A 22,656-nucleotide genomic window follows, 5' to 3' on the forward strand; every position below is an offset into this window, starting at 1 on the left:
GGCAGTCAGCGGCGGCGACCCGTGATGCGGATCCAGCCTTCCTGCTCGGCGGTCGGGTCGAGGTCGAAGGCGGCGGCATAGGCTGCGCGCACTTCCTCGGCCTGCTCGGCGAGGATGCCCGAGAGGGCCAGGCGGCCACCGGGCTTGACCAGTCCGGTGAGCTGCTCTGCCAATGTGACCAGCGGACCGGCCAGAATGTTCGCCACCAGGACGTCCGCCGGCTCTTTTGGCAGATCAGCGGGCAGGTAGACGGGGAAGCTGGCCGGGTCGATACCGTTGCGCGAGGCGTTGTCGCGCGAGGCTTCCAGCGCCTGCGGATCGATGTCGGTGCCGGCGGCACGCTCGGCGCCCAGCAGCAGCGCAGCGATGGCGAGGATGCCCGAGCCGCAGCCGAAGTCCAGCACGTACTGGCCGGCCAGATCCTGGCCGTCGAGCCATTGCAGGCACAGCGAGGTGGTCGGATGGGTGCCGGTGCCAAAGGCCAGGCCCGGATCGAGCAGCAGGTTCACCGCGTCCGGCTCCGGCGCGTCGTGCCAGCTGGGGACGATCCACAGGCGGCGGCCGAAGCGCATCGGCTTGAAGTTGTCCATCCAGCTGCGTTCCCAGTCCTGGTCCTCGATGCGCTCGATCTGGTGCTGCGGCAGCTCGCCGCCGGTGAGCAGGGACAAGTGGGCGACCAGCGCGGTCTCGTCGGTATCGGCCTCGAACAGCGCGAGCAGATGGGTATGGCTCCACAGCGGGGTGGTGCCCAGGTCCGGCTCGAAGATCGGCTGGTCTTCGGCATCCATGAAGGTCACCGAGACGGCGCCCACTTCCAGCAGCGCATCTTCGTAGGTTTCCGCCTGTTCCGGGGTGATGGCGAGTCGGACTTGAAGCCAGGGCATGGCGGGTACCTCGATGCTGCTGGACGCGAAAATAGAACGGGCCGCCTGGGCGGCCCGCAGATAAAGGCGGCAAGCTTACTGTACGGCACCTTGCCATGCCAGCGTACGGGAGCCGCAAAGCACAAGGGCCGCCCGGAGGCAGCCCTTGTGCTGGAGCGAGGAGGAGCGGGACAGGCTTAGTGCTTGTCCATGCCCAGCTTCTTCTCCAGATAGTGGATGTTCACGCCACCCTTGCAGAACTCCTTGTCGCGGACCAGATCCTTGTGCAGCTCGGTATTGGTCTTGATGCCGTCGACGATCAGCTCGTCCAGGGCATTGCGCATGCGCGCCAGGGCTTCGTCACGGTCCTTGCCGTAGGCGATGACCTTGCCCACCAGCGAGTCGTAGTTCGGCGGTACGGCGTAGCCGCTGTACAGGTGCGAATCCACGCGCACGCCGTTGCCGCCGGGTGCGTGGAAGTGCTTCACCTTGCCGGGGCTGGGCATGAAGGTCTTCGGGTCTTCGGCGTTGATCCGGCATTCCAGCGCATGGCCACGGATGACCACGTCTTCCTGCTTGATCGACAGCTTGTTGCCGGAGGCGATGCTGAGCATCTCCTTGACGATGTCGATACCGGTGACCATCTCCGACACCGGATGCTCCACCTGAACGCGGGTGTTCATCTCGATGAAGTAGAAGCGGCCGTTCTCGTACAGGAACTCGAAGGTGCCGGCGCCACGGTAGCCGATCTCCACGCAGGCCTGGACGCAGCGGGCCAGCACTTCGGCGCGGGCCTTCTCGTCGATGCCCGGGGCTGGGGCTTCTTCCAGCACCTTCTGGTGACGGCGCTGCAGGGAGCAGTCGCGATCGCCCAGGTGGATGGCGTTGCCCTGGCCGTCGGAGAGCACCTGGACTTCCACGTGACGCGGGTTGGTCAGGAACTTCTCCAGGTAGACCATCGAGTTGCCGAAGGCCGCGCCCGCTTCGGTGCGGGTCAGCTTGGCGGACTTGATCAGGTCTTCCTCGTTGTGCACGACGCGCATGCCGCGACCACCACCGCCACCGGCGGCCTTGATGATCACCGGGTAGCCAACCTCGCGGGCGATCGCCAGCGCGGTCTCTTCGTCTTCCGGCAGCGGGCCGTCGGAGCCCGGTACGGTCGGAACGCCGGCTTTCTTCATGGCGTCCTTGGCGGACACCTTGTCACCCATCAGGCGGATGACGTCGGCGCTCGGGCCGATGAAGGTGAAGCCCGAGCGCTCGACCTGCTCGGCGAAGTCGGCGTTCTCGGCCAGGAAGCCGTAGCCGGGGTGGATGCCCACGGCGCCGGTGACCTCGGCCGCGGCGATGATCGCCGGGATGTGCAGGTAGGACTGCGCAGCCGGGGCCGGACCGATGCAGACCGCTTCGTCGGCCAGCGACAGGTGCATCAGTTCGCGGTCGGCGGTCGAGTGCACGGCCACCGTCTTGATGCCCAGTTCCTTGCACGCGCGCAGGATGCGCAGCGCGATTTCGCCGCGGTTGGCGATCAGTACTTTTTCCAACATCGCAGGCTCTCCGCGGCTTAAACGATGGTGAACAGGGGCTGGTCGAACTCGACCGGCTGGCCGTTCTCCACGAGGATCTGACCGATCACGCCGCTGGTTTCAGCCTCGATGTGGTTCATCATCTTCATGGCTTCGACGATGCACAGGATGTCGCCTTTCTTCACGCTCTGGCCGACTTCGACGAAGTTGGCGGAAGTCGGCGAGGCCGCGCGGTAGAAGGTGCCAACCATCGGCGAACGCACGGCGTTGCCGTTGAGCGCCTGTGCAGCCGGAGCGGCTTCGGCAGCCGGGGCCGGAGCTGCGGCGGCCGGAGCGGCTGCGGCAGGTGCCGGAGCGTAGGCCGGGGCGGCAGCGTAGATCGGCTGGGCGGCGGTCTTGCTGTGACGGCTGATGCGTACGGACTCTTCGCCCTCTTTGATTTCCAGCTCGTCGATACCGGATTCTTCGAGCAGTTCGATCAGTTTCTTGACTTTACGGATGTCCATCAGTGTTCGCTCTCCCAGGTGAGGTCACGGGCGTTCAAGTTGTTCAAGGGCGGATTCCAGGGCCAGGCGGTAGCCTGTGGCGCCCAGACCGCAGATCACCCCTACCGCCACGTCGGAGAAGTAGGAGTGATGCCGGAAAGGTTCGCGTTTGTGCACGTTGGAAAGGTGCACTTCGATGAATGGGATGCTCACTGCGAGCAATGCGTCACGTAGAGCGACACTTGTATGCGTGAACGCGGCCGGATTGATGAGGATGAAGTCCACGCCTTCGCTACGCGCAGCGTGGATCCGGTCGATCAGTTCGTACTCGGCGTTGCTCTGCAGGTGCATCAGGTGGTGGCCGGCCTCGCGGGCGCGGCGCTCCAGGTCCTGGTTGATCTGCTCGAGGGTGACGGAGCCGTACTTGTCGGGCTCGCGGGTGCCCAGCAGGTTGAGGTTGGGCCCGTGCAGTACCAGTAAGGTCGCCATCTGGATGCTGTTGTCCTTCTCTTAGGCGGAAAAAGATAGGGCGGGACTATGCCGGAAAGCTGGCGTGACTGTCCAGTCATGCAGGTTTTGCCGTAGATGTCGGCATGTTGCCAGCCGATTACGGCAAAACTATTGCAGTGCCAGGGGCCGAATCACTCAGCCGCGGGAAGTGGCCTGGCGCAGGCGTTCGGCGAGGGTGGCGGCATCGGTTTCGCCGATGATGCGCAGATCGCTCCATTCGTCGCCTTTCGCCGAGAAGAACAGCAGCGCGGGCGGGCCGAACAGGTTGAAGCGGTCGAGCAGGGCGCGCTGTTCCTCGGTGCTGGCGGTCATGTCGAAGCGCAGCAGGACGAAGCCGGGCAGTTGCGCCTGGACTTCCGGCGTCGGCAGTACCTGGCGCTCGATGATCTTGCAGCTGATGCACCAGTCGGCGTACCAGTCCAGCAGCACCGGCCGCCCGGCGGCCTGGGCGCTGGCCAGGGCGGCATCGAGCTGGGCGGGGGTGGTGATGTTCTGCCAGTCGCCGGGTGTCGAGGTCGGCGGACCGGCATGCAGGCCCGGCGTGCTGCGGCCCAGCGGGTGCATCGGGTCGGACTCGCCGCGCAGTGCGCCGGTCCAGGCGACCACCGCGTAGACCAGGAGCATCAGGCCAAACAGTTGGCCGGCGCGTTGCAGCGGCTTCTTCGGTCCCAGTTCGAGGGTGCCCATGGCGATCGCGACACCGCCGGCCAGCGTGCCCCAAAGGGTCAGCGCCACCGGGCCAGCGACCAGGCGCTCGAGCATCCAGATGGCCACCGCCAGCAGCATCACGCCGAAGACGTTGCGCACGCCGTTCATCCAGGCGCCGCTCCTGGGCAGCAGTGCGCCGCCGCCGACGGCGAAGATCACCAGCGGGGTGCCCATGCCCAGGCCCAGGGAGAACAGCAGCATGCCGCCGCCGACAGCGTCCCCGGTGCTGCTGATATAGAGCAGCAGGCCGGCCAGCGGGGCGGTGACGCAGGGCGATACCAGCAGGCTGGAAAGCACGCCCAGGGTTGCCGCGCCGGCGATGGAGCCGCCGCGGGTGTTGTTGGCCATGTTGTCCAGGCGTTCGCGCACGAAGCCCGGCAGGCGCAGTTCGAACACGCCAAACATGGCGATGGCAAAGACCACGAAGAAGGCCGCGAAGGGCACCAGCACCCAGGGCGATTGCAGCATCGCCTGCAGGTTGAGCTTGGCGCCGAACAGGCCCATCAGGGTGCCGAGCACCGCGTAGCAGACCGCCATCGGCAGCACATAGGCGAGCGACAGTGCCAGGCCGCGCATGCCGCCCGGTCGCCCGCGCAGGACCACGCCGGAGAGGATCGGCAGCATCGGCAGCACGCAGGGGGTGAAGGTCAGCGCCAGGCCCAGGAGGAAGAAAATCACCAGGGCGCGGCCGAGCTTCTTGATCTTGCCCGGCTCATGGTCGCCCAGCAGGCTGGCCAACGGGTTGTCGCCGGTGGCTGCCTTGGCGGTGCTACTGCTGGCCGCGGCTGCGGTGACTACGCTGGCGGCCTGGCCGTCGGCGATCCGCAGGCGGGTGGTTTCCGGCGCGTAGCACAGGCCCTTGTCGGCACAGCCCTGGTAGCTCACCACCAGGGTGAAGGGCTTGTGCTGCGGGTTGTTCAGCGGAACGTCGAGGTCGGTGATGGCGTAGTAGACGACCGTGTCGCCGAAGTAGTCGTCATGGTGCTGCTTGCCCGGCGGCAGCTTCACCTCGCCCACGGTCACGCCGCTGTCGGCGGGCTCGACCTTGAAGCTGAAACGGTGCTGGTAGAGGTAGTAGCCGTCGGCATTGATGAAGCGCAGTTTCACCTGCTGGCTGTCGCTGTCCTCGACGCTGACGCGGAAGGCCTCGGCCACCGGCAGGAAATCACCCTTGGTCGGTTGCCCGACGGCGAAGCCGCCCTTGTCGGCGGGTTTGTCGAACAGGCCGGCGGAAGCGGGCAGGGCGACCAGGAGCAGGAGCAGGGTGAGCAGGCGGCGCATGGACATCTCGCGGACTACAAAGTGGCGGGCATGATAGCGGAAAGCGTCCGGCGCGGCCCGTGGTGCCGCCGGATGAGCTGTGACAAGAGATGAGCGGACCGTTCTCGGGGCGCGGATGCTCCCTCTCATCGGCTGCGTCAATCGGCCGCGGGGTGGCCGAAGGCTTCCAGCAGGTCGCTGGCGAAGGCCTGTTCCGCGTCGCCGGGGTGGCGGCCGCGGTGGCGGGTCAGGCTGAAGGCCACGTCGAAGCCCAGTTCGTCCGGCAGCAACTCGCGCAACTGGCCGCGCTCGATCCAGGGCTGGGCGACGTGCCTGGGCAGGTAGCCCAGGTGCGCGCCGGAGAGGACGAATGCCAGGCTGCCGTCCACCTGTTCGCAGCGCGCGCTGCTGCGAGTGGTCTGCAGCGGCTCGTCGGCGGCGATGAAGCGGTAGGGATGGAGTACCTGGTCGGCATCGGCCAGTGACTCGCGCGTGGGGTTCTTCTCGGTGAAGGCCGGATGCCCGACCCCGCAGTACAGCCCCTGCGGCTCGCTGAACAGCTCGACATGCTCCAGTGCCGACTGGGTGCCGGCGAAGTAACCGATGGCCAGGTGCAGGCGGTCCTGCAATAGAAGACGTTCCAGCTCGGCGGGCGTGGTGGTCACCAGTTCCAGGGTCACCGCCTCGTTGCGCCGGCGAAAACGCCGGACCGCTTCGGACAGTTGCGCCAGCACCCGTTCGTCGAGGGCCTCGGACAGGCCCAGGCGCACCTCGCCCAGCAGCTTGTCGGCGACTCCGTGGGCCTCGTTTCGAAAACCTTCGATGGCGATGAACAGCCGGCGGGTTGCCTGCAGCAGGTGTTCGCCCTTGGGCGTGAGGCGGAAGCCGCCCTTGCCGCGCTCGCACAGGCGGTAGCCCAGGCGCGTCTCCAGCCTGGCCATCTGGATGCTGATACTCGGCTGGCTCAGTCCCAGTTCGCCTTGCGCCGCGCTGAAGCCGCCGCACTCGACCACGGTGACGAACAGGCGCAGCAGTTGCAGGTCGAGGTCGCGCAGTTGGCTGAGCATCGGCCGGGTCCAATCATTGTGAATTGATAATGCCAAAGTAATTAACTTTGTATTTTTACAAAGTAAAGCCCCCGTCATGCTCGCCCCATAACCACAACAAACCCGAGGCGATGATCATGCGTGCGTTCTTCTGGGCTCCTTTCACGGCGTTGCTCGCGGCCCTGGCCTTGCCCCTGCAGGCGCAGGAGCGGGTGCTCAACCTCTATAACTGGGCGGATTACGTCGGCGCCGATGCGCTCAAGCGCTTCCAGGCCGAGACCGGCATCCGCGTGAAGTACGACACCTTCGACAGCGCCGAGGTCCTCGACAGCAAGCTGATGACCGGCGCCAGCGGCTACGATGTGGTGTTCCCCGCCAGCAGCGGGCTGGCCCGGGCGATCCAGGCCAAGGCCGTGCAGCCGGTGGACAGTGCGCAGTTGAAGAACTTCGCCAACCTCGACCCGGAGCTGCTGGCCAAGCTGGCTTCCATCGATCCGGGCAACCGCTTCGGCGTGCCCTACACCTGGGGCACCGTCGGCCTGGCAATCAACAAGGAAGCGGTGCTCAAGCGTATTCCCGATGCCCCGCTGGACAGCCTCGACCTGCTATTCAAGCCCGAATACGCCTCGCGCCTGGCCGACTGCGGCATCTCGCTGATCGACTCGCCGCAGGAAGTCATCAGCGTGGCGCTGAACTACCTGGGCAAGCCGCCCTACAGCACCGACGCGGCCGATCTTGCCCAGGTTCGCGACCTGCTGAAGCAGTTGCAGCCGAATGTGCGCTATGTCGCCAGCGGCAAGCACATCAACGACCTGGCCAACGGCACCCTCTGCGTTGCCTTGACCTACACCGGCGATGCGCTGATGGGCGCAGCCCAGGCCAAGCAGGCGAACAAGCCGTTCGAGGTGATCTACCGGATTCCCAGGGAGGGCACGCTGATCTGGTTCGACACCATGGCCATTCCGGCGGACGCGCCGCACCCGCAGGAAGCCCGCGCCTTCATCGACTTCATGCTGCGCCCCGAATCCATCGCCGAGCTGACCAACACCTTGTACTTCGCCAACGCCAACCAGAAGGCCACGCCGCTGCTGTCGGCCGATGTGGCGGGTGATCCGGACATCTACCCGCCGGCCGCCGTGCGCCAGAAGCTGTTCGGCGAACAGCTGCTGACCCTGAAGCAGCAGCGCGAGCGCACCCGCCTGTGGACCTCGTTCCGCACCCGTACCTGAACCTCCCTGTAGGAGCGGGCCATGCCCGCGATTCGCGCCCATGGGGCGCTCCTACAGGCCGATACCGTGACCAACCGATAACTACGACGAGAACGCCATGGACCAAGCCCACGACAACGACCAGGCCATCACCCGCGACAGCCTTTACGGCACCGCCGCCGAGTCCACCTACGCCGGCGTCACCAGCTTCATGCGCCGCCGCTACAGTCGCGACCTGCGCGGTGTGGACCTGGTGGTGAGCGGCGTGCCCTTCGACACCGCCACCACCAACCGTCCCGGCAGCCGCTTCGGCCCGCGCGCCATCCGTGCCGCCTCGGTGCAGATGGCCTGGGCCCGGCACTTCCCCTGGGAGTTCGATCCCTTCGATCACCTGGCCGTGGTCGACTACGGCGACTGCGCCTTCGACCACGGCGTACCACAGGAAACCCCGGAGGCCATCGAGGCCCACGCCAACCGCATCCTCGATGCCGGCTGCGCGCTGCTGACCCTGGGTGGCGACCACTTCATCAGCTACCCGCTGCTCAAGGCCCATGCGAAGAAGCACGGCCCGCTGTCGCTGATCCACTTCGACGCCCACAGCGATACCTGGCCCGACGAGGACTGCCAGCGCATCGACCACGGCACCATGTTCTACCATGCGGCCCGCGACGGGCTGGTCGATCCGTCGCGCTCGGTACAGGTCGGCCTGCGCACCACCAACGACGATGTGATGGGCTTCCAGGTGCTGGATGCCCGCGAGGTGCACCGCCATTCGCCGCAGGCCATCGCCGAACGCATCCGCGCGCGGGTCGGCGACAACCCGGTGTACCTGACCTTCGACATCGACTGCCTCGACCCGGCCTTCGCTCCGGGTACCGGCACGCCGGTCTGCGGCGGGCTGAGTTCGCACCAGGCGCTGGAGATCCTTCGTGCGCTGCGCGGGATCAACCTGGTGGGGATGGACGTGGTGGAAGTGGCGCCGCCCTACGACAACGCCGAGATCACCGCCCTGGCCGGCGCGACCCTGGCGATGGAGATGGTTTGCCTGTATGCGGCGCGGCACAAGCTGGGCGAGCGCTGAGTCCGCTCTGATGAGCGATCTCGAGCAAGCTCGCTCCTACAGGCCGAACTCCGGCGCTTCCTTGTAGGAGCGGGCCATGCCCGCGATCGCGCGCATGGCGCGCTCCTACAGGTTGAGTTCGCTAGACGCGGAACGCCCGCACCGCGGTGTGCAACGCACCGCCCAGCTCCTGCAACTGCTCGCCTTGGCTGCGTCCCTGGCCGATCAGGCGCAGGTTCTCGCTGCCCAGTGCGTGGATACGCTCGCTATGGGAGCGGATCTCGCTGACCGCGCCGCTCTGCTGCGCCGACCCTTCCGCGATGCGCTCGGCCATGCTGGCGATGGTGCGGATGGCTTCCACCACCTCGTCCAGCGCACCTTCGGCGGCGCCGGCCTGGCTGGCGGTGACTTCGGCGTGTTCGACCTGGCTGCGCATCGCCTCCACCGACTGCCGCGCAGCCTGCTGCAGGCGTGCGGTGAGCTGCTGGATTTCCTCGGTGGCGCCGGCGGTGCGCAGGGCCAGCGAGCGCACTTCCTCGGCGACCACTGCAAAGCCTCGGCCTTGTTCGCCGGCACGGGCCGCTTCGATCGCGGCGTTGAGCGCCAGCAGGTTGGTCTGCTCGGCGATGGAACGGATCACCCCCAGCACGTTGCCGATGGTGGCCGACTCCTCGGCCAGGTTCTCGATGGCCTGGGCGTTGCTCTGCACCTCGTCCACCAGCGCGCGCATGCCGCTCAGGCTGTTGCCGATCACCCGCTGCCCCTGTTCCACCGCTACGCCGGCGGCCTGGCTGGCCGAAGCCGCCTGGCTGGCGTCACCGGCCACCTGCTGGATGGCCGCTTCCATATGGCCCAGCGCATCGCGGATTTCTCCGGTGTCGCTGGCCTGGCGCTCGGCGCCGGCGTGCAGGCCGCCGCTGAGCTCGGCCAGGGCGCGGCTGCTGCCGGCCACTTCCTCGGCGCGCTGGTGGATGGTGCCGACCAGGGTGCCGAGGAAGTCGCGCAGGCGGTTCAGCGATTCCTGCAGCTCCACCAGGTCGTGGGTGCGGGTGGCCAGGGCGATGGGTTGGTTGAAGTCGCCACGGGCCCAGGTGGACAGTGCCGGGACCAGTTGGCCGAGCACGCGCGCCAGACGTCGTTGCAAGGTGTCGATGAGCAGCGCGGTGGCGAGGATCAGGGCAATCAGCGCGCCCTGGATCAACCGCACCTGCGCCTGGATCTTCGAGCGCTCCTCGCGTACCTGTGGCTCCAGGGTCGCCAGGGCCTGCTGCACGGCGCCCAGGCGCTGGGCAGTGGCAGTGGCAAGCTCCTGGCGCTGGGCGATCAGTTGGCGGGTGCGGTCCAGTTCATCGGGATAGCGGCGCAGCACGCCGGCCAGGTCGCGCTTGAGGCCGACGCCACGGTCCTCGCTTTGCTGTTCGGCAGCGGGCTGGGTGTCCAGGCCCATCATCGCGGCGAAGTCGTCGGAGGCCGACGCCTGCTGTTGCAGGACGCCGAGCAGGGGCAGGGCGTCGATGCGCTCGGCAAGCTGGCGCAGGCTGTCGAGCTCGCGCTGGATGTCCTGGGCCAGTGCGGGGTTGCCACTTTCCACCAGCTTGGCGCGGGCATGGGCCAGGCGGGTGAGGTGCAGGCCGGCCTGCAGCAGCGGGGCGCGGTACTCGGCGGCGGCGGGGTTCTGGCTGGCGTCGGCATAGGCACCGAGCTGGTCGAGGGCGGCCAGCAGGTCGCGCTCGGCTTGCAGCAGCAGACCCTGCGGATCGCCGGCCAGCTTGCCGGCCGCCAGCAGTTGGTTGCCGCTGAATTGGTGCAGTTCGTCGAGGCTCCGGCCCAGGAGCTGCCCGAGGCTCTCCGGCAATTGCGGAAGCTCCGCGGCCAGTTCGTCCAGCGCCTGCTGGGCGGCCTTCTGTTTAAGCGCATCACCGCTGGCGAGGTAGGCCTGGATGTTCTGCGAGACCTTGCGCTCGAAGTCCTGGGAGAGTTCCAGGTAGCGGTCCATCAGGGTGAAGGGCCGCTCCAGCGCGCGCTGCGACCACCACAGGGTGGCGCCCAGCGCGAGGCACACGAGCAGGAGCAGGAAGGTGTTGAGGTTGGTCAGCAGCTTGAGGCGCATGGCAGGTCTCGACCGACAGCGGAAAACGGCGAGTCATGACCCTATTGCAGTTTCGTTACCGGCTAATGACAAGGTGCCAGTATCTGGTCGGTAAATAGCGCGGCAGAGCGCCGCGCAGGGCTCAGCCGAACACTTCCAGCCGATTGCGTCCAGCGTGCTTGGCCCGGTACAGCGCCTCGTCGGCCTGCTTGGCCAGGGTCTTGCTGTCCATCTCCTCGCCCAGTTCGGCGATGCCGCAACTGAAGGTGCAGCTCAGGTCGCCGGGTTGCGCGGGGTAATGGATCTCGGCGAAGCGCTGGCGGATGTCCTCCAGGACCTTGCGCGCCGTGTCGGCGTCGGTATCGGGCAGCACCACGGCGAATTCCTCGCCGCCGTAGCGGCCGATGTGATCGGTCTTGCGCAGGCGCTGCTTGAGGAACAGCGCCAGGCTCTTGATCACCCGGTCGCCCATGGGATGGCCGAAGGTGTCGTTGACCCGCTTGAAGTGGTCGATGTCGAGCATCGCGAAGGTCAGCGGCCGGCCCTCGCGGCGCGCGCGGAAGCGGGCGTCGTCGAGCAGTTGCAGGGTATGGGTGTGGTTGTACAGGCCGGTGAGGCTGTCGCGCACCATCCGCGCCTGCAGGCTGCGTGCGCGGGCGGCACGGTTGCGCACGGTGGCGATCAGGTGGCGCGGCTTGATCGGCTTGGTGAGGAAGTCGTCGCCGCCTTCGCTCATGGCGTCGAGCTGCTTGTCCAGATCGTCCTCGGCGGACAGGTAGATGATCGGTACGCTGACATAGCGCTCGTGCTGGCGGATCACCTTGGCCAGCTCGGTGCCCAGGCATTCGGGCATGTACATGTCGAGGATGATCAGGTCCGGCTGGAACTCGGCCAGCTCGGCCATCACCGACAGCGGTGCGGTGAGGGCGCGGGTGACGATGCCGGCATTGTTGAGGACCCGCTCGGTGTGCGTGGCCTGGGCCCGGGAGTCTTCGACGATCAGTACGCGGAAGGGCTCGTAGTGCGACACGCGGCTCAGGGTCTCGATCTTCTCCAGTACGGCGGAGGCGTCCAGCGCGCCGGTGAAGAAGTCCTGGCCGCCGGCGCGGGCGGCGGCCATGCGAGTCGGGGTGTCGGTTTCATCGTGGCTGAAGAACAGCACCGGCAACTTCTGCTTGAGACCCGCCTGGGCCTCGTGGGCCAGCGTCAGGCCCATGCCGGCGAAGGTGATCTCCATGACGATGGCCGCCGGATGCCGCTCGGCCATGGCGGCGCGGAAGGCGTTGGCGTTCTCGCAGCACTGTGCGGCCATGCCGAAGAACTCCAGCTGCTGGGCCAGGCGCTCGGCGCGCTCCTGGTCCTGCAGGGCCAGGTAGACCGGCTTGCGCAGCGGCGGCAGGACGGTCTGCTCGTACTGGTCGCCATGGCGCAGGCCGGTGCGCGAGAGGCGTTGCATCAGGCCGTTGAGCTCGGTGATCAGCCCGCTGGAGAGGCGCCCCCGGTTATCTTGCACGGCGCGCAGGCACTGGTCGACAGCCCTGGCCAGGTCGACGTGCTCGGCCTGCCCGAAACGTTCGGCGTAGCGCTGCAGGAGCAGGCAGGCCTCCGCCAGCTCGGCCATCCCGTCGCTGCTCCACTCCGAGCGCGACAGGCGCTGCCAGACCTCCAGCAGGTGGCGGGCCTGGTGGATCACCCGTTGGGCGAAGTGATGCTTGAGGCGGTCGAGGGGCGGATCGTCGAGCTCGGTCATGGCGCGCTTCTTTATCAGTCCGTGGTTTGGGGCGTGCGAGTGAAGTGTTTCTGCCGTGAGACACAATGATGGCCCTATGCTACCAATCCTGAATGGCAATAACAGTGCCGTCGGTCAAACGACATGCACTTTGTAATTCGCGACGTTACCGCGCACCATGCGCAGGGTGGGCTGCGCTGAGCCGCCGGGTGCGGCATGCTTGCGCGGCAGGATCGTTTCGCCGGGGCACCCCCGGGGCGGAATCGGGTCCAACCCCTCTCGTTTTCGTGATGCTAAGGACTTTGCCATGTGGAATTGGAAGAAACGCGGCTCCGTGCGCGATCGCGTCGATGACTCGGTGGACGACGTACGCGCCTACTTCGGCGGGCCCTGGCTGAGCCGTGTTCTCGGTGGCCTGCTGGGCGTCTACCTGCTGATCTGCGGTGTGATCGGCTGGTACTGGAGCCAGGAACCTGACCTCTTCCCCGTGCAGCAGAACGCCCAGGCCGCGGCCGAGCGCGCCGGTCGGCATATGGTGGTCGGCTACACCACGGTGGAAACCCTCAAGGAAGTGGTTGCCACGCTGCTGAACAAGCCGGGCGGCTATCTCTCCAACGACATCTTCCCGCCGGGTGTCTGGCTGGACAACATGCCCAGCTGGGAGTACGGCGCCCTGGTCCAGGTACGCGACCTGTCCCGCGCGCTGCGCAAGGACTTCGCCCGTTCCCAGTCGCAGTCCACCGAGGACGCGGACCTGGCTCGCGCCGAGCCGCGCTTCAACTTCGACAACAAGAGCTGGGCGCTGCCGTCCTCCGAGTCGGAGTACGCCGAAGGCATCAAGTCGCTGGACCGCTACCTGGCGCGCCTCTCCGCCGACCCTGCCGGTGCGCAGTTCTATGGCCGCGCCGACAGCCTGAACAACTGGCTGGGTGACGTTTCCACCCGCCTGGGCTCGCTGTCCCAGCGCCTCTCGGCCAGTGTCGGCCGGGTGAAGCTCAACACCAACATCAAGCCCACCGCGCCGGTGGTGCCGGGCGAGGCGCCGCAGGTCGAGGAAGAGCTGCAGGAAACCCCCTGGCTGCAGATCGACAACGTGTTCTACGAAGCCCGTGGCCAGGCCTGGGCGCTGTCGCACATCCTGCGCGCCATCGAGGTGGACTTCGCCGACGTGCTGGCGAAGAAGAACGCCACCGTCAGCGTGCGCCAGATCATCCGCGAGCTGGAAGCCGCCCAGGCGCCGCTGTGGAGCCCGATGGTGCTCAACGGCAGCGGCTTCGGTGTGCTGGCCAACCATTCGCTGGTGATGGCCAACTACATCTCCCGCGCCAACGCCGCGATCATCGACCTGCGTCAGCTGCTGGCCCAGGGCTGACGATGGACGGGATCAGCGACAAGGAAGCCGCCCACCGGGCGGCTTCGGACGCCGAGTTGGTCGCCTGGGTCAACCGGGACGACGAACTCAGGGGCAGCCTGCCGCGCGCGGAATTGCGCGAGCGCGGGCTGATCGGCCGGGGCACCTTCATCCTGCTGTTCAACACGGCCGGCGAGCTGTGCGTGCACCGCCGGACCTTGAGCAAGGCGATCTATCCCGGCTACTGGGACCCGGCCGCCGGCGGCATGGTGCTGGCGGACGAGAGCTACGCCGAGTCCGCCGCCCGCGAGCTGGAAGAGGAACTGGGCATTTCCGGCGTCGAGTTGCGTGAGCATGGTTCGTTCTTCTTCGACCAGCCGGACAACCGCCTCTGGTGCGCGGTGTTTTCCGCGGTCTCCGATGCGCCGCTCAGGCTGCAACCGGAAGAGGTGATGGAAGCGCGCTTCATCGATCCGCACCAGGTGCTGGCCGAGGCGAAGGCCGGCACGCCGTACTGCCCGGATTCGCTGGTGGCGTTGCGTAAGTATCTGGTTAGTTTCTGAGGGGCCCGGAGCGGACCCCGACACATCGCGGACGGAGTCCGCTCCTACCCAGATGCTGACCCTGGCGTAGGAGCGGACTCTGTCCGCGATCGCTCGATCCGACTTCCACATGCCATTCAGAGGGCGCATGTCGCCAAACCACCGATCAATGACGCATTTCTGCTCTTAGCATTTGCCGGCAATGCTGGTACATTGCGCGACCTTTCCGGCCGGGTCCTCCGCCGGGAATTGCGCAGCCCCTGCCTGAGTGGGGCGTCGCGGTCGGCGCCAGCCGGCCATTCGTTGACCTGGCCGGCAAGACCGGTTCAGGGGGGGCGAGCTAGAGCGGTACAAGGCGGAAAGCGCCGAGGGAGCGGAGTTTACGGCAGTAAATGAGCATCCCGAGACGGTTTCCAACGCAGTACCGCCGACGCGCAGCCAACCATGAACAGTGTCTTAGAGGCCAATCCTGGGGAATAAAGCCCGGTGGTCAAGAAAGCATCCTCCCTGTCCGCCCTCGGCGGGCTCGTCTATTCCACTGATTCCGGCCGGCACTGCCCGGACTGCAATCAGCCCATTGCCGCGTGCATCTGCAAGCAGGCCGAAATTCCGGCCGGCGATGGCATCGCTCGCGTGCGTCGTGAAACCAAGGGCCGCGGTGGCAAGACCGTGACCACGGTGACCGGCGTGCCGCTGGCGGCCGATGCGCTGAAGGACCTGGCCACCGCGCTGAAGAAGCGTTGCGGCACGGGTGGCGCGCTCAAGGACGGCATCATCGAGATCCAGGGCGACCACGTCGACCTGCTGCTCGAAGAGCTGACCAAGCGCGGTCTCAAGGCGAAGAAGTCCGGCGGCTGAGCCGTCTCACTCAAGAGACGCTCCCCTGTAGAGAACGGGTTCCAGGCAATGCGCATGCTGTGCATGGCCGGCAAGCCCTTTCCCTAGATGGGAGATTTTTCGGCGCGCCCTGGGCGCATCGTCGGATTTACCTAAACTTACCGCCAACGCTGGCGGTCAACACGGCAACGTCACACCAGCCGACTAGGCTTTGACGACTCACCCGCTCGCCGGGCGGGCGCCTGCATTCATTCGAGACACTTGAGGAGACCACCCCGCATGGCCGCTAGACGGACCCGCAAAGACGACGGCAGCAACTGGACCGTGGCTGACAGCCGCAGCATCTACGGAATTCGCCACTGGGGCGCGGGCTACTACGCCATCAACGACGCCGGTAACGTGGAAGTTCGCCCGCAGGGCGCCGATGCCAAGCCGATCGATCTGCACGGGCTGGTCGACCAGCTGCGCGAAGCCGGCCTGTCGCTGCCGCTGCTGGTGCGTTTCCCGGACATCCTGCAGGACCGCGTGCGCAAGCTCACCGGCGCCTTCGACGCCAACATCGCGCGTCTGGAATACGGCAGCCGCTACACCGCGCTGTACCCGATCAAGGTCAACCAGCAGGAAGCGGTGGTGGAAAGCATCATCGCCACCCAGAACGTCTCCATCGGCCTGGAGGCCGGCTCCAAGCCCGAGCTGATGGCCGTGCTGGCGCTCGCGCCCAAGGGCGGCACCATCGTCTGCAACGGCTACAAGGACCGCGAGTTCATCAAGCTGGCGCTGATGGGGCAGAAGCTCGGCCACAACGTGTTCATCGTGATCGAGAAGGAATCCGAGGTGCAGCTGGTGATCGAGGAGGCCGCCAACGTCGGCGTGCTGCCGCAGGTCGGCCTGCGCGTGCGCCTGTCCTCCCTGGCCTCCTCCAAGTGGGCTGACACCGGTGGCGAGAAGGCCAAGTTCGGTCTGTCCGCCGCGCAGCTGCTGTCGGTGGTCGAGCGCTTCCGCGGTGCTGGCCTGGACCAGGGCGTGCGCCTGCTGCACTTCCACATGGGCTCGCAGATCGCGAATCTCGCCGACTACCAGCACGGCTTCAAGGAAGCCATCCGCTACTACGGCGAACTGCGCGCCCTCGGCCTGCCGGTGGACCACGTGGACGTCGGCGGCGGCCTGGGTGTGGACTACGATGGCACCCACTCGCGCAACGCCAGCTCGATCAACTACGACATCGACGATTACGCCGGTGTGGTGGTGGGCATGCTCAAGGAATTCTGCGACGCGCAGGGCCTGCCGCATCCGCACATCTTCTCCGAGAGCGGCCGCGCGCTGACCGCGCACCACGCGGTGCTGATCACCCAGGTCACCGACGTCGAGCGCCACAACGACGAAGTGCCGAAGATCACCGACCTGGCCGAACAGCCGGAAATCGTCCAGTGGCTGGCCGACCTGCTCGGCCCGACCGAGGCCGAGATGGTCACCGAGACCTACTGGCGCGCCACCCACTACATGAGCGATGCCGCCGCGCAGTACGCCGAGGGCAAGATCAGCCTGGCGCAGAAGGCCCTGGCCGAACAGTGCTACTTCGCCATCTGCCGCCGCCTGCACAACCAGCTCAAGGCGCACCAGCGTTCGCACCGCCAGGTGCTCGACGAGCTGAACGACAAGCTGGCCGACAAGTACATCTGCAACTTCTCGGTGTTCCAGAGCCTGCCCGACACCTGGGCCATCGGCCAGGTGCTGCCGATCCTGCCGATCCACCGCCTGGGCGAGGAGCCGACCCGCCGCGCGGTGCTGCAGGACCTGACCTGCGACTCCGACGGCAAGATCACCCAGTACGTCGACGAGCAGAGCATCGAGACCAGCATGCCGGTGCACGACGTGAAGGAAGGCGAGGACTACCTGATCGGCACCTTCCTGGTCGGCGCCTACCAGGAAATCCTCGGCGACATGCACAACCTGTTCGGCGACACCGACTCGGTGAACGTCTACCAGAACGCCGACGGCAGCTACTACCACGCCGGCATCGAGACCCACGACACCATCGAGGACATGCTGCGCTACGTGCACCTGTCGCCCGAGGAGCTGATGACCCACTACCGCGACAAGGTTGCCGGGGCCAAGCTCACCGCGCGCGAGCGTACGCAGTATCTCGACGCGCTGCGCCTGGGGCTGACCCGTTCGGCTTACCTGTCGTCCTGACGGACAACGGCGTTCGCAGGATGAAAGCCCCGCTTCGGCGGGGCTTTTTATTTCCTGCCGGTGCACCGGAGCTGATCGTAGGAGCTCGCCATGCGCGCGATCGCGGGCATGGCCCGCTCCTACAGGGGAGTATCGTACGGCGTATAAGCGCTCGCGCTTCCACATCTGCTTTCTGTAGGAGCGAGCTTGCTCGCGAACCGCCCAACACCGATGTCGCCGGGAAACGCCATTCGCGAGCAAGCTCGCTCCTACAAGGGGCCCATCGTTTGTCCCACTCGCTCCGCCAATCGCGACGCCATCGATTCATCCACCACATTGGTGAAGCTCATCACCAGCGCCGGTTCGCGTTTCGCTTCCACACACCAGGCATTCAGTGCCTGCAGACCCAGCCCGTCGGCATGGGCGCGGGCGGCGATGGCGAGGTCGTCGCCTTGCACCGTACCGATCAGGTTCAACCCGCCGGGCGTGTCGGCAAATCGCAGGCGCTCGCCCAGCCGCGCTTGCAACGCCGCGCGCAACCACTGTCGACGCTGCGCATAGAGCACGCGGGTGCGCTTGAGATGGCGCGCGAAGTGACCTTCCTGCATGAAGTCGCACAGCGTCGCCTGCAACAGTTCGGCGCAGCCGGAAGCGAACACCTGCTGGCTGCGCACGAAATCTTCCACCAGCGCCGGCGGGACGACGAGATAGCCCAGGCGCAGCGCCGGATAGAGCACCTTGCTGAAGGTGCCGGTGTAGAGCACGCGGCCCGTGCGGTCGAGGCTCTTCAGCGCTGGCAAGGGGAAACCGGCATAGCGGTATTCGCTGTCATAGTCGTCCTCGATGATCCAGGCGTCCGCGCGTTCCGCCCAGTCCAGCAGGGCCAGCCGACGTGGCAGGCTGAGGGCGACGCCAGTGGGGCTCTGCTGTGACGGCGTGACCAGGGCGAAGCGGGCGTCCGGCGCGCGGGCGATGCCGTCTTCCACCTGCAGGCCGTCGTTATCCACGGGTACCGCAACGGGCACGCCGCCAGCGCGGCGCAGCAGTTCCCGGCCGCGCGGGTAGCCCGGGTCCTCGTGCCAGAAGCCCTGGCCGGGTTCGAGCAGGGTGCGGCTGATCAGGTCCAGCGCGCCCTGGTAGCCAGCGCAGATGAACACCTGCGCGGGATCGCAGACGATCCCTCGGGATATACCCAGATAACCCGCCACCGCCTCGCGCAGCGGGCCGTAGCCACAAGGCTCGGGATAGGCCAGGGCCGTCGCGCTCTGCTGGCGCAGTCGGCGCGCGCACAGGCGCGACCACAGCGCGCGGGGGAAGGCGTCCAGTGCCGGCAGGCCGAGCTGCAGTGGTTTGACGGCCGGGCCATGGGCGATCACGCCGGGCAGGCTGCGTTCCACCGTGGCCGGGTCGAGCACCACGGTCGGGGCGGGCGAGGTCCGCCCGGCAAGCTGCGGCGAAACCACCGTGCCCGCCGGCCCTCGCGCCTGCAGGTAACCCTCGCTGGTCAGCAGTTGGTAGGCCAGCTCCACCGTACCCCGCGCCACGCCCAGCTCGCCGGCCAGCCCGCGCACCGGCGGCACGCGCTCGCCAGGGCGCAGCGCGCCGCGGGCGATGGCGTCCTTGATGCGCTCGTAGAGCTGGCGGTAGATCGGCAGCGCCAGGCCGGGGTCCAGCGGCTGGCGGATCGCGTCGATGGGCGTGGTCATGGCCTGATCATTCAGTAGTGAAGCAAGGAGAATGACTATGCCATGACCGGTATCAGGTCGCCTTGTCCAATGCGCGGCAGGATCAGCGTCTAGGCTTTCGGGAGTGTTGAAAAACGGGGAAGCCGCCTCCATCTGTATGGCACGACCCGCTTTTTCCTCCTGTTCGCCTCGCTGTGCGCGCAGCGGCCTCGGCTGCCTGCGTGATCCCCTCGTATTCAGGCGCCGACAGGTCCAACGCATGTGAGGAGTGACCGATACCGATGGAATTCAAGGATTACTACGCGGCCCTGGGGGTAGCCCCCGACGCCGACGAGAAGGCGATCAAGACCGCCTACCGCAAGCTCGCGCGCAAGTACCACCCGGACGTCAGCAAGGAGCCGGACGCCGAGGCGCACTTCAAGGAAGTCTCCGAGGCCTATGAAGTGCTCAAGAGCCCGGAGAAACGCGCCGAGTACGACGAGCTGCGCAAATACGGCCAGCAGGGACCGCAGTTCGAGGCGCCGCCCGGCTGGCAGCCGCGCGGTGGCTTCGACGGCCCGCCGCCGGAGCACGAGCAGGATTTCAGCGACTTCTTCGAGCAGATCTTCGGTGCGCGCGCCGGAGCCGGTGGTGGTGCTCGTCAGCCGCGCGCCCACCGCGGCCAGGACGTGGAAATGGAAGTGCCGCTGTTCCTCGAGGAAGCCCTCTCCGGCGAGAGCCGGCCGATCAGCTTCAGCCTGCCCAGCTACGACGAGTACGGCCGCAAGCTGCCGCCGCAGAGCAAGACCCTGAACGTGAAGATCCCGGTGGGCACCACCGACGGCGAGCGCATTCGCCTGAAGGGGCAAGGCGCGGCGGGTATCAACGGCGGGCCGGCGGGCGACCTGTACCTGGTGATCCGCCTGGTGCCGCACCCGGTATTCGACGTCGATGGCCGCGACCTGGTCGTCACCGTGCCGGTGGCGCCCTGGGAAGCCGCGCTGGGCGCCAAGGTGGAAGTGCCGACCCTGGGTGGCCGGATCAACCTCGGCATTCCCGCGTCGAGCCAGGCCGGGCAGCGCCTGCGGATCAAGGGCAAGGGCCTGCCGAACAAGGGCGATGCCGCGCCCGGCGATCTCTACGCCGTGCTCAAGGTGGTGATGCCGAAGAACGCCGACGAGGCGACTCGTAAACTCTGGGAGGAACTGGCTGCCAAGGCGGCCTTCGATCCCCGCGCCGAATGGGGGAAACGCGCATGACGACGACAGTGATGGTGGTGGACCTCGACGAGCTCTGCCAGTCGGTGAACCTGCCCCGCGACGTGCTCGTCGAGATCGTCGAGGTGGGCATCGTGGAGCCCTGCGAGCAACGCGGTGGCCACTGGGTGTTCGATTACCAGGCGGTCGGCGTGGTGCGCCGCGCCGTACGCCTGCGTCGCGAATTCGAGCTGGACTGGCCGGGCATCGCCCTGGCCCTGCGCCTGCTGGATGAAGTGGACGCGCTGCGCGCGGAGAATCGCTACCTGCGCCAGCGCCTGGCGCGCCTGCTGGAGGACTGAGGCAGGCGATCGTTCGCCCTGCCGCAGCTCGTTGGAGTGAACGATGTGCGCCGGCTCGCAAGGGCCGGCGCACTGTTGTTTCAGCGCGGCTGGTTCTGCTCGATCCAGCGGGCGAAGGCGTCGATGATGCTTTGCAGGAAGGGCTGGGTCTTTTCGGACAGTTGCCCGGTCTCGTCGAAGAAGCTGCCGGCGCCGCCCAGGTAGGCTTCCGGCTGCTGCAGGACCGGCATGTTGAGGAACACCAGCGACTGGCGCAGGTGATGGTTGGCGCCGAAGCCACCGATCGCGCCCGGGGAGGCGCTGACCACCGCGCACGGCTTGCCGTTCCAGGCGCTCTTGCCATAGGGGCGCGAGCCGACGTCGATGGCGTTCTTCAGCACGCCGGGTACCGAGCGGTTGTACTCCGGAGTGACGAACAGCACGGCGTCGGCGCGGCGGATGCGCTCGCGGAAGGCCGTATAGCTGGCCGGTGGCGTGGCGCTGTCATGCTCCTCGTTGTACAGCGGCAGGTCGCCGATCTCCACGATCTCCAGCTTCAGGTTGGACGGCGCCAGCCGGACGAAGGCCTTGGCGATCTTGCGGTTCAGGGATTCCTTGCGCAGGCTGCCGACGACTACGGCGACATCGAAGACTTGGCTCATGACGACTCCTTCAAGAACGGGTGTTGAGCCGTTTGTTATAGACGATGGTGGCGGCTTTGCCCGCGCCTTCGCACGGTCATGTCCCAGTTGATTTGCGTGGTCTTGGCTCTGTTGGCTGGGGCATGGCGGCCCTAGAGTGGCCCCATTCTCCACCCAACCGAGCCACCCGAGCCTTTCGAGGTCGATCATGTGCATGAAAGTGTTCTTCGCCGGCGCCAGCGGCGCCATTGGCAAGCGCCTGCTGCCGCTGCTGCTGGAGCGCGGCTACCAGGTACTCGCCGTGAGTCGTTCGCCACAGCGCGCCGCCGAACTGGAGGCGGCGGGCGCCCGGGCGATGGTGCTGGATGTCTACGACGCCGACGCGTTGCAGGGCGCGATGCGGGCGTTCCAGCCGCGCTGGGTCGTTCATCAGCTCACCGATCTGCCGGCGGGGCTGGACCCGGCGCAAATGCCCGCCGCCCAGCCGCGCAATGCCCGGTTGCGCCGCGAGGGCACCGCCAACCTGGTGGCCGCCGCCCTGGCCGCGGGCGTCGAGCGCATGGTGGCGCAGAGCATCGCCTGGGCCTATGCGCCGGGCGAGCTGCCGCTGCACGAGGAGCAACCCCTGGACCTGGCGGCCGAAGGCAGCCGCGCCGTCAGTGTCGGCGGTGTGGCCGCGCTGGAGTCCGCCGTGCTCGGCGCGGCGCCGATGGAAGGCATCGTCCTGCGCTACGGCCGTCTCTACGGACCGGGCACCGGCAGCGATGCGCCGGACCCGCGACTGGCCGTGCATGTGGATGACGCCGCCCACGCCGCGTTGCTGGCGCTGGAGTGGGGCGTGCGGGGTTGCTACAACATCGCCGAGCAGGACATCGAGGTGAGTTCGGCCAAGGCCCGCCACCGCCTGGGTTGGCAGCCCGGCTTCCGCCTGCAAGGAACTCGTCCGTGAACCCCGCGCTGGGCCGCGAGGTCCGTACCGGACTGCTGCTGGCCGCCGCCGTGACGGCCGGCGCGCTGCTCTGGCAACCCTGGTCGCGTCCGCTGGTACAACTGGCCGACAGTCACGTGCAGCACTCGGCCAGTGCCCGGCCGAGCACCCAGGTCAGCCGCCTGTCTTGCGAGCCTCTGGCGGAGATGCCTGGCAAGGTCGTCACCACGCTGCGGGTGGACTTCCCGCCCAACGGCTTCACCCCCGCACACCGGCACCCCGGCGCGGTCACCGCTATCGTGGTCAGCGGCCAGGTGCGCTCGCAGATGCAGGGCCTGCCGGCGCGGACCTACGGCGCGGGGGAAACCTGGTTCGAACCCACTGGCGACTTGCACCTGTTCGCCGAGAATCCCAGCGCGAGCGAGCCGGCCCGGCTGCTCGCGGTGATCATCAGCGACGAGCACTGCGGCCCGCTGCTGATCCCGGAACCCCAACATTGA

At 67.2% G+C, this 22,656-nt stretch carries 20 protein-coding genes; 10 read left to right on the forward strand and 10 right to left on the reverse strand.

The window, feature by feature from the left end; translation table 11 throughout:
- Window positions 1–5 precede the first annotated feature (5 nt).
- The 6 genes from prmA to ACQ5BL_RS14595 all read right to left on the reverse strand — a co-directional run bounded on the left by prmA (window position 6) and on the right by ACQ5BL_RS14595 (window position 6,419).
- The gene (gene prmA, locus ACQ5BL_RS14570) at window positions 6–884 is read right to left on the reverse strand and encodes a 50S ribosomal protein L11 methyltransferase (RefSeq protein WP_243804490.1); all 879 of its coding nucleotides are present in this window, start codon (window positions 882–884) and stop codon (window positions 6–8) included.
- A 176-nt stretch (window positions 885–1,060) separates the two neighbouring features.
- Window positions 1,061–2,410, reverse strand: a complete 1,350-nt coding sequence (gene accC / locus ACQ5BL_RS14575) for an acetyl-CoA carboxylase biotin carboxylase subunit (protein WP_207882435.1) — start codon at window positions 2,408–2,410, stop codon at window positions 1,061–1,063.
- A gap of 17 nt (window positions 2,411–2,427) precedes the next feature.
- On the reverse strand, window positions 2,428–2,895 hold the full coding sequence (gene accB, locus ACQ5BL_RS14580; RefSeq protein ID WP_207882437.1) for an acetyl-CoA carboxylase biotin carboxyl carrier protein: 468 nt from the start codon (window positions 2,893–2,895) through the stop codon (window positions 2,428–2,430).
- Window positions 2,896–2,919: 24 nt separating this feature from the next.
- Window positions 2,920–3,363 carry a type II 3-dehydroquinate dehydratase gene (gene aroQ / locus ACQ5BL_RS14585; RefSeq protein WP_207882439.1) on the reverse strand — a complete coding sequence of 148 codons (444 nt, stop codon included), beginning with the start codon at window positions 3,361–3,363 and terminating at the stop codon, window positions 2,920–2,922.
- Between the two features lie 156 nt (window positions 3,364–3,519).
- Window positions 3,520–5,373, reverse strand: a complete 1,854-nt coding sequence (locus tag ACQ5BL_RS14590) for a protein-disulfide reductase DsbD (RefSeq protein WP_243804491.1) — start codon at window positions 5,371–5,373, stop codon at window positions 3,520–3,522.
- A gap of 137 nt (window positions 5,374–5,510) precedes the next feature.
- Window positions 5,511–6,419, reverse strand: a complete 909-nt coding sequence (locus tag ACQ5BL_RS14595; protein WP_243804492.1) for a LysR family transcriptional regulator — start codon at window positions 6,417–6,419, stop codon at window positions 5,511–5,513.
- A gap of 110 nt (window positions 6,420–6,529) precedes the next feature.
- On the opposite strand from ACQ5BL_RS14595, the gene ACQ5BL_RS14600 reads away from it, so the two are divergent.
- Window positions 6,530–7,627, forward strand: a complete 1,098-nt coding sequence (locus ACQ5BL_RS14600) for a polyamine ABC transporter substrate-binding protein (protein WP_430293174.1) — start codon at window positions 6,530–6,532, stop codon at window positions 7,625–7,627.
- Window positions 7,628–7,724: 97 nt separating this feature from the next.
- On the forward strand, window positions 7,725–8,687 hold the full coding sequence (gene speB, locus ACQ5BL_RS14605; protein ID WP_243804494.1) for an agmatinase: 963 nt from the start codon (window positions 7,725–7,727) through the stop codon (window positions 8,685–8,687).
- A 121-nt stretch (window positions 8,688–8,808) separates the two neighbouring features.
- On the opposite strand, the gene ACQ5BL_RS14610 is transcribed toward speB, so the two are convergent.
- Complete coding sequence (locus ACQ5BL_RS14610; protein WP_243804495.1) at window positions 8,809–10,776, reverse strand: methyl-accepting chemotaxis protein; 1,968 nt, start codon at window positions 10,774–10,776, stop codon at window positions 8,809–8,811.
- Window positions 10,777–10,897: 121 nt separating this feature from the next.
- Window positions 10,898–12,505, reverse strand: coding sequence for a response regulator (locus ACQ5BL_RS14615; RefSeq protein WP_243804496.1), 1,608 nt, complete (start codon window positions 12,503–12,505; stop codon window positions 10,898–10,900).
- A gap of 286 nt (window positions 12,506–12,791) precedes the next feature.
- On the opposite strand from ACQ5BL_RS14615, the gene ACQ5BL_RS14620 reads away from it, so the two are divergent.
- The 4 genes from ACQ5BL_RS14620 to speA all read left to right on the forward strand — a co-directional run bounded on the left by ACQ5BL_RS14620 (window position 12,792) and on the right by speA (window position 17,407).
- Window positions 12,792–13,856 (forward strand): DUF2333 family protein, encoded by a 1,065-nt coding sequence (locus ACQ5BL_RS14620; protein ID WP_207882452.1) that lies wholly within the window; start codon window positions 12,792–12,794, stop codon window positions 13,854–13,856.
- Between the two features lie 2 nt (window positions 13,857–13,858).
- Entirely contained in the window at window positions 13,859–14,398 is a 540-nt protein-coding gene (locus tag ACQ5BL_RS14625; protein WP_243804497.1) for an NUDIX hydrolase, read from the forward strand.
- Window positions 14,399–14,863: 465 nt separating this feature from the next.
- Complete coding sequence (locus ACQ5BL_RS14630) at window positions 14,864–15,235, forward strand: translation initiation factor Sui1 (protein WP_243804498.1); 372 nt, start codon at window positions 14,864–14,866, stop codon at window positions 15,233–15,235.
- Window positions 15,236–15,493: 258 nt separating this feature from the next.
- Complete coding sequence (gene speA, locus ACQ5BL_RS14635; RefSeq protein WP_207882458.1) at window positions 15,494–17,407, forward strand: arginine decarboxylase; 1,914 nt, start codon at window positions 15,494–15,496, stop codon at window positions 17,405–17,407.
- Between the two features lie 248 nt (window positions 17,408–17,655).
- Here speA and ACQ5BL_RS14640 read toward each other — a convergent pair whose 3' ends face one another.
- Complete coding sequence (locus tag ACQ5BL_RS14640) at window positions 17,656–19,092, reverse strand: PLP-dependent aminotransferase family protein (protein WP_243804499.1); 1,437 nt, start codon at window positions 19,090–19,092, stop codon at window positions 17,656–17,658.
- A 260-nt stretch (window positions 19,093–19,352) separates the two neighbouring features.
- Here ACQ5BL_RS14640 and cbpA point away from each other — a divergent pair, with 260 nt between their 5' ends.
- Both cbpA and ACQ5BL_RS14650 read left to right on the forward strand, forming a co-directional pair.
- On the forward strand, window positions 19,353–20,309 hold the full coding sequence (gene cbpA, locus ACQ5BL_RS14645; protein ID WP_243804500.1) for a curved DNA-binding protein: 957 nt from the start codon (window positions 19,353–19,355) through the stop codon (window positions 20,307–20,309).
- Entirely contained in the window at window positions 20,306–20,608 is a 303-nt protein-coding gene (locus tag ACQ5BL_RS14650; protein WP_243434417.1) for a chaperone modulator CbpM, read from the forward strand. The genes cbpA and ACQ5BL_RS14650 overlap by 4 nt, the downstream gene beginning before the upstream one ends.
- Window positions 20,609–20,688: 80 nt before the next feature.
- Here ACQ5BL_RS14650 and ACQ5BL_RS14655 read toward each other — a convergent pair whose 3' ends face one another.
- Window positions 20,689–21,249, reverse strand: a complete 561-nt coding sequence (locus tag ACQ5BL_RS14655; protein WP_243804501.1) for an NADPH-dependent FMN reductase — start codon at window positions 21,247–21,249, stop codon at window positions 20,689–20,691.
- 187 nt (window positions 21,250–21,436) lie between these two features.
- On the opposite strand from ACQ5BL_RS14655, the gene ACQ5BL_RS14660 reads away from it, so the two are divergent.
- On the forward strand, window positions 21,437–22,177 hold the full coding sequence (locus ACQ5BL_RS14660; RefSeq protein ID WP_243804502.1) for an NAD-dependent epimerase/dehydratase family protein: 741 nt from the start codon (window positions 21,437–21,439) through the stop codon (window positions 22,175–22,177).
- Window positions 22,174–22,656 (forward strand): cupin domain-containing protein, encoded by a 483-nt coding sequence (locus ACQ5BL_RS14665; protein ID WP_243804503.1) that lies wholly within the window; start codon window positions 22,174–22,176, stop codon window positions 22,654–22,656. The genes ACQ5BL_RS14660 and ACQ5BL_RS14665 overlap by 4 nt, the downstream gene beginning before the upstream one ends.

The organism is Pseudomonas sp. B1-22 (genome assembly GCF_050474425.1).
GTDB lineage: Bacteria > Pseudomonadota > Gammaproteobacteria > Pseudomonadales > Pseudomonadaceae > Pseudomonas.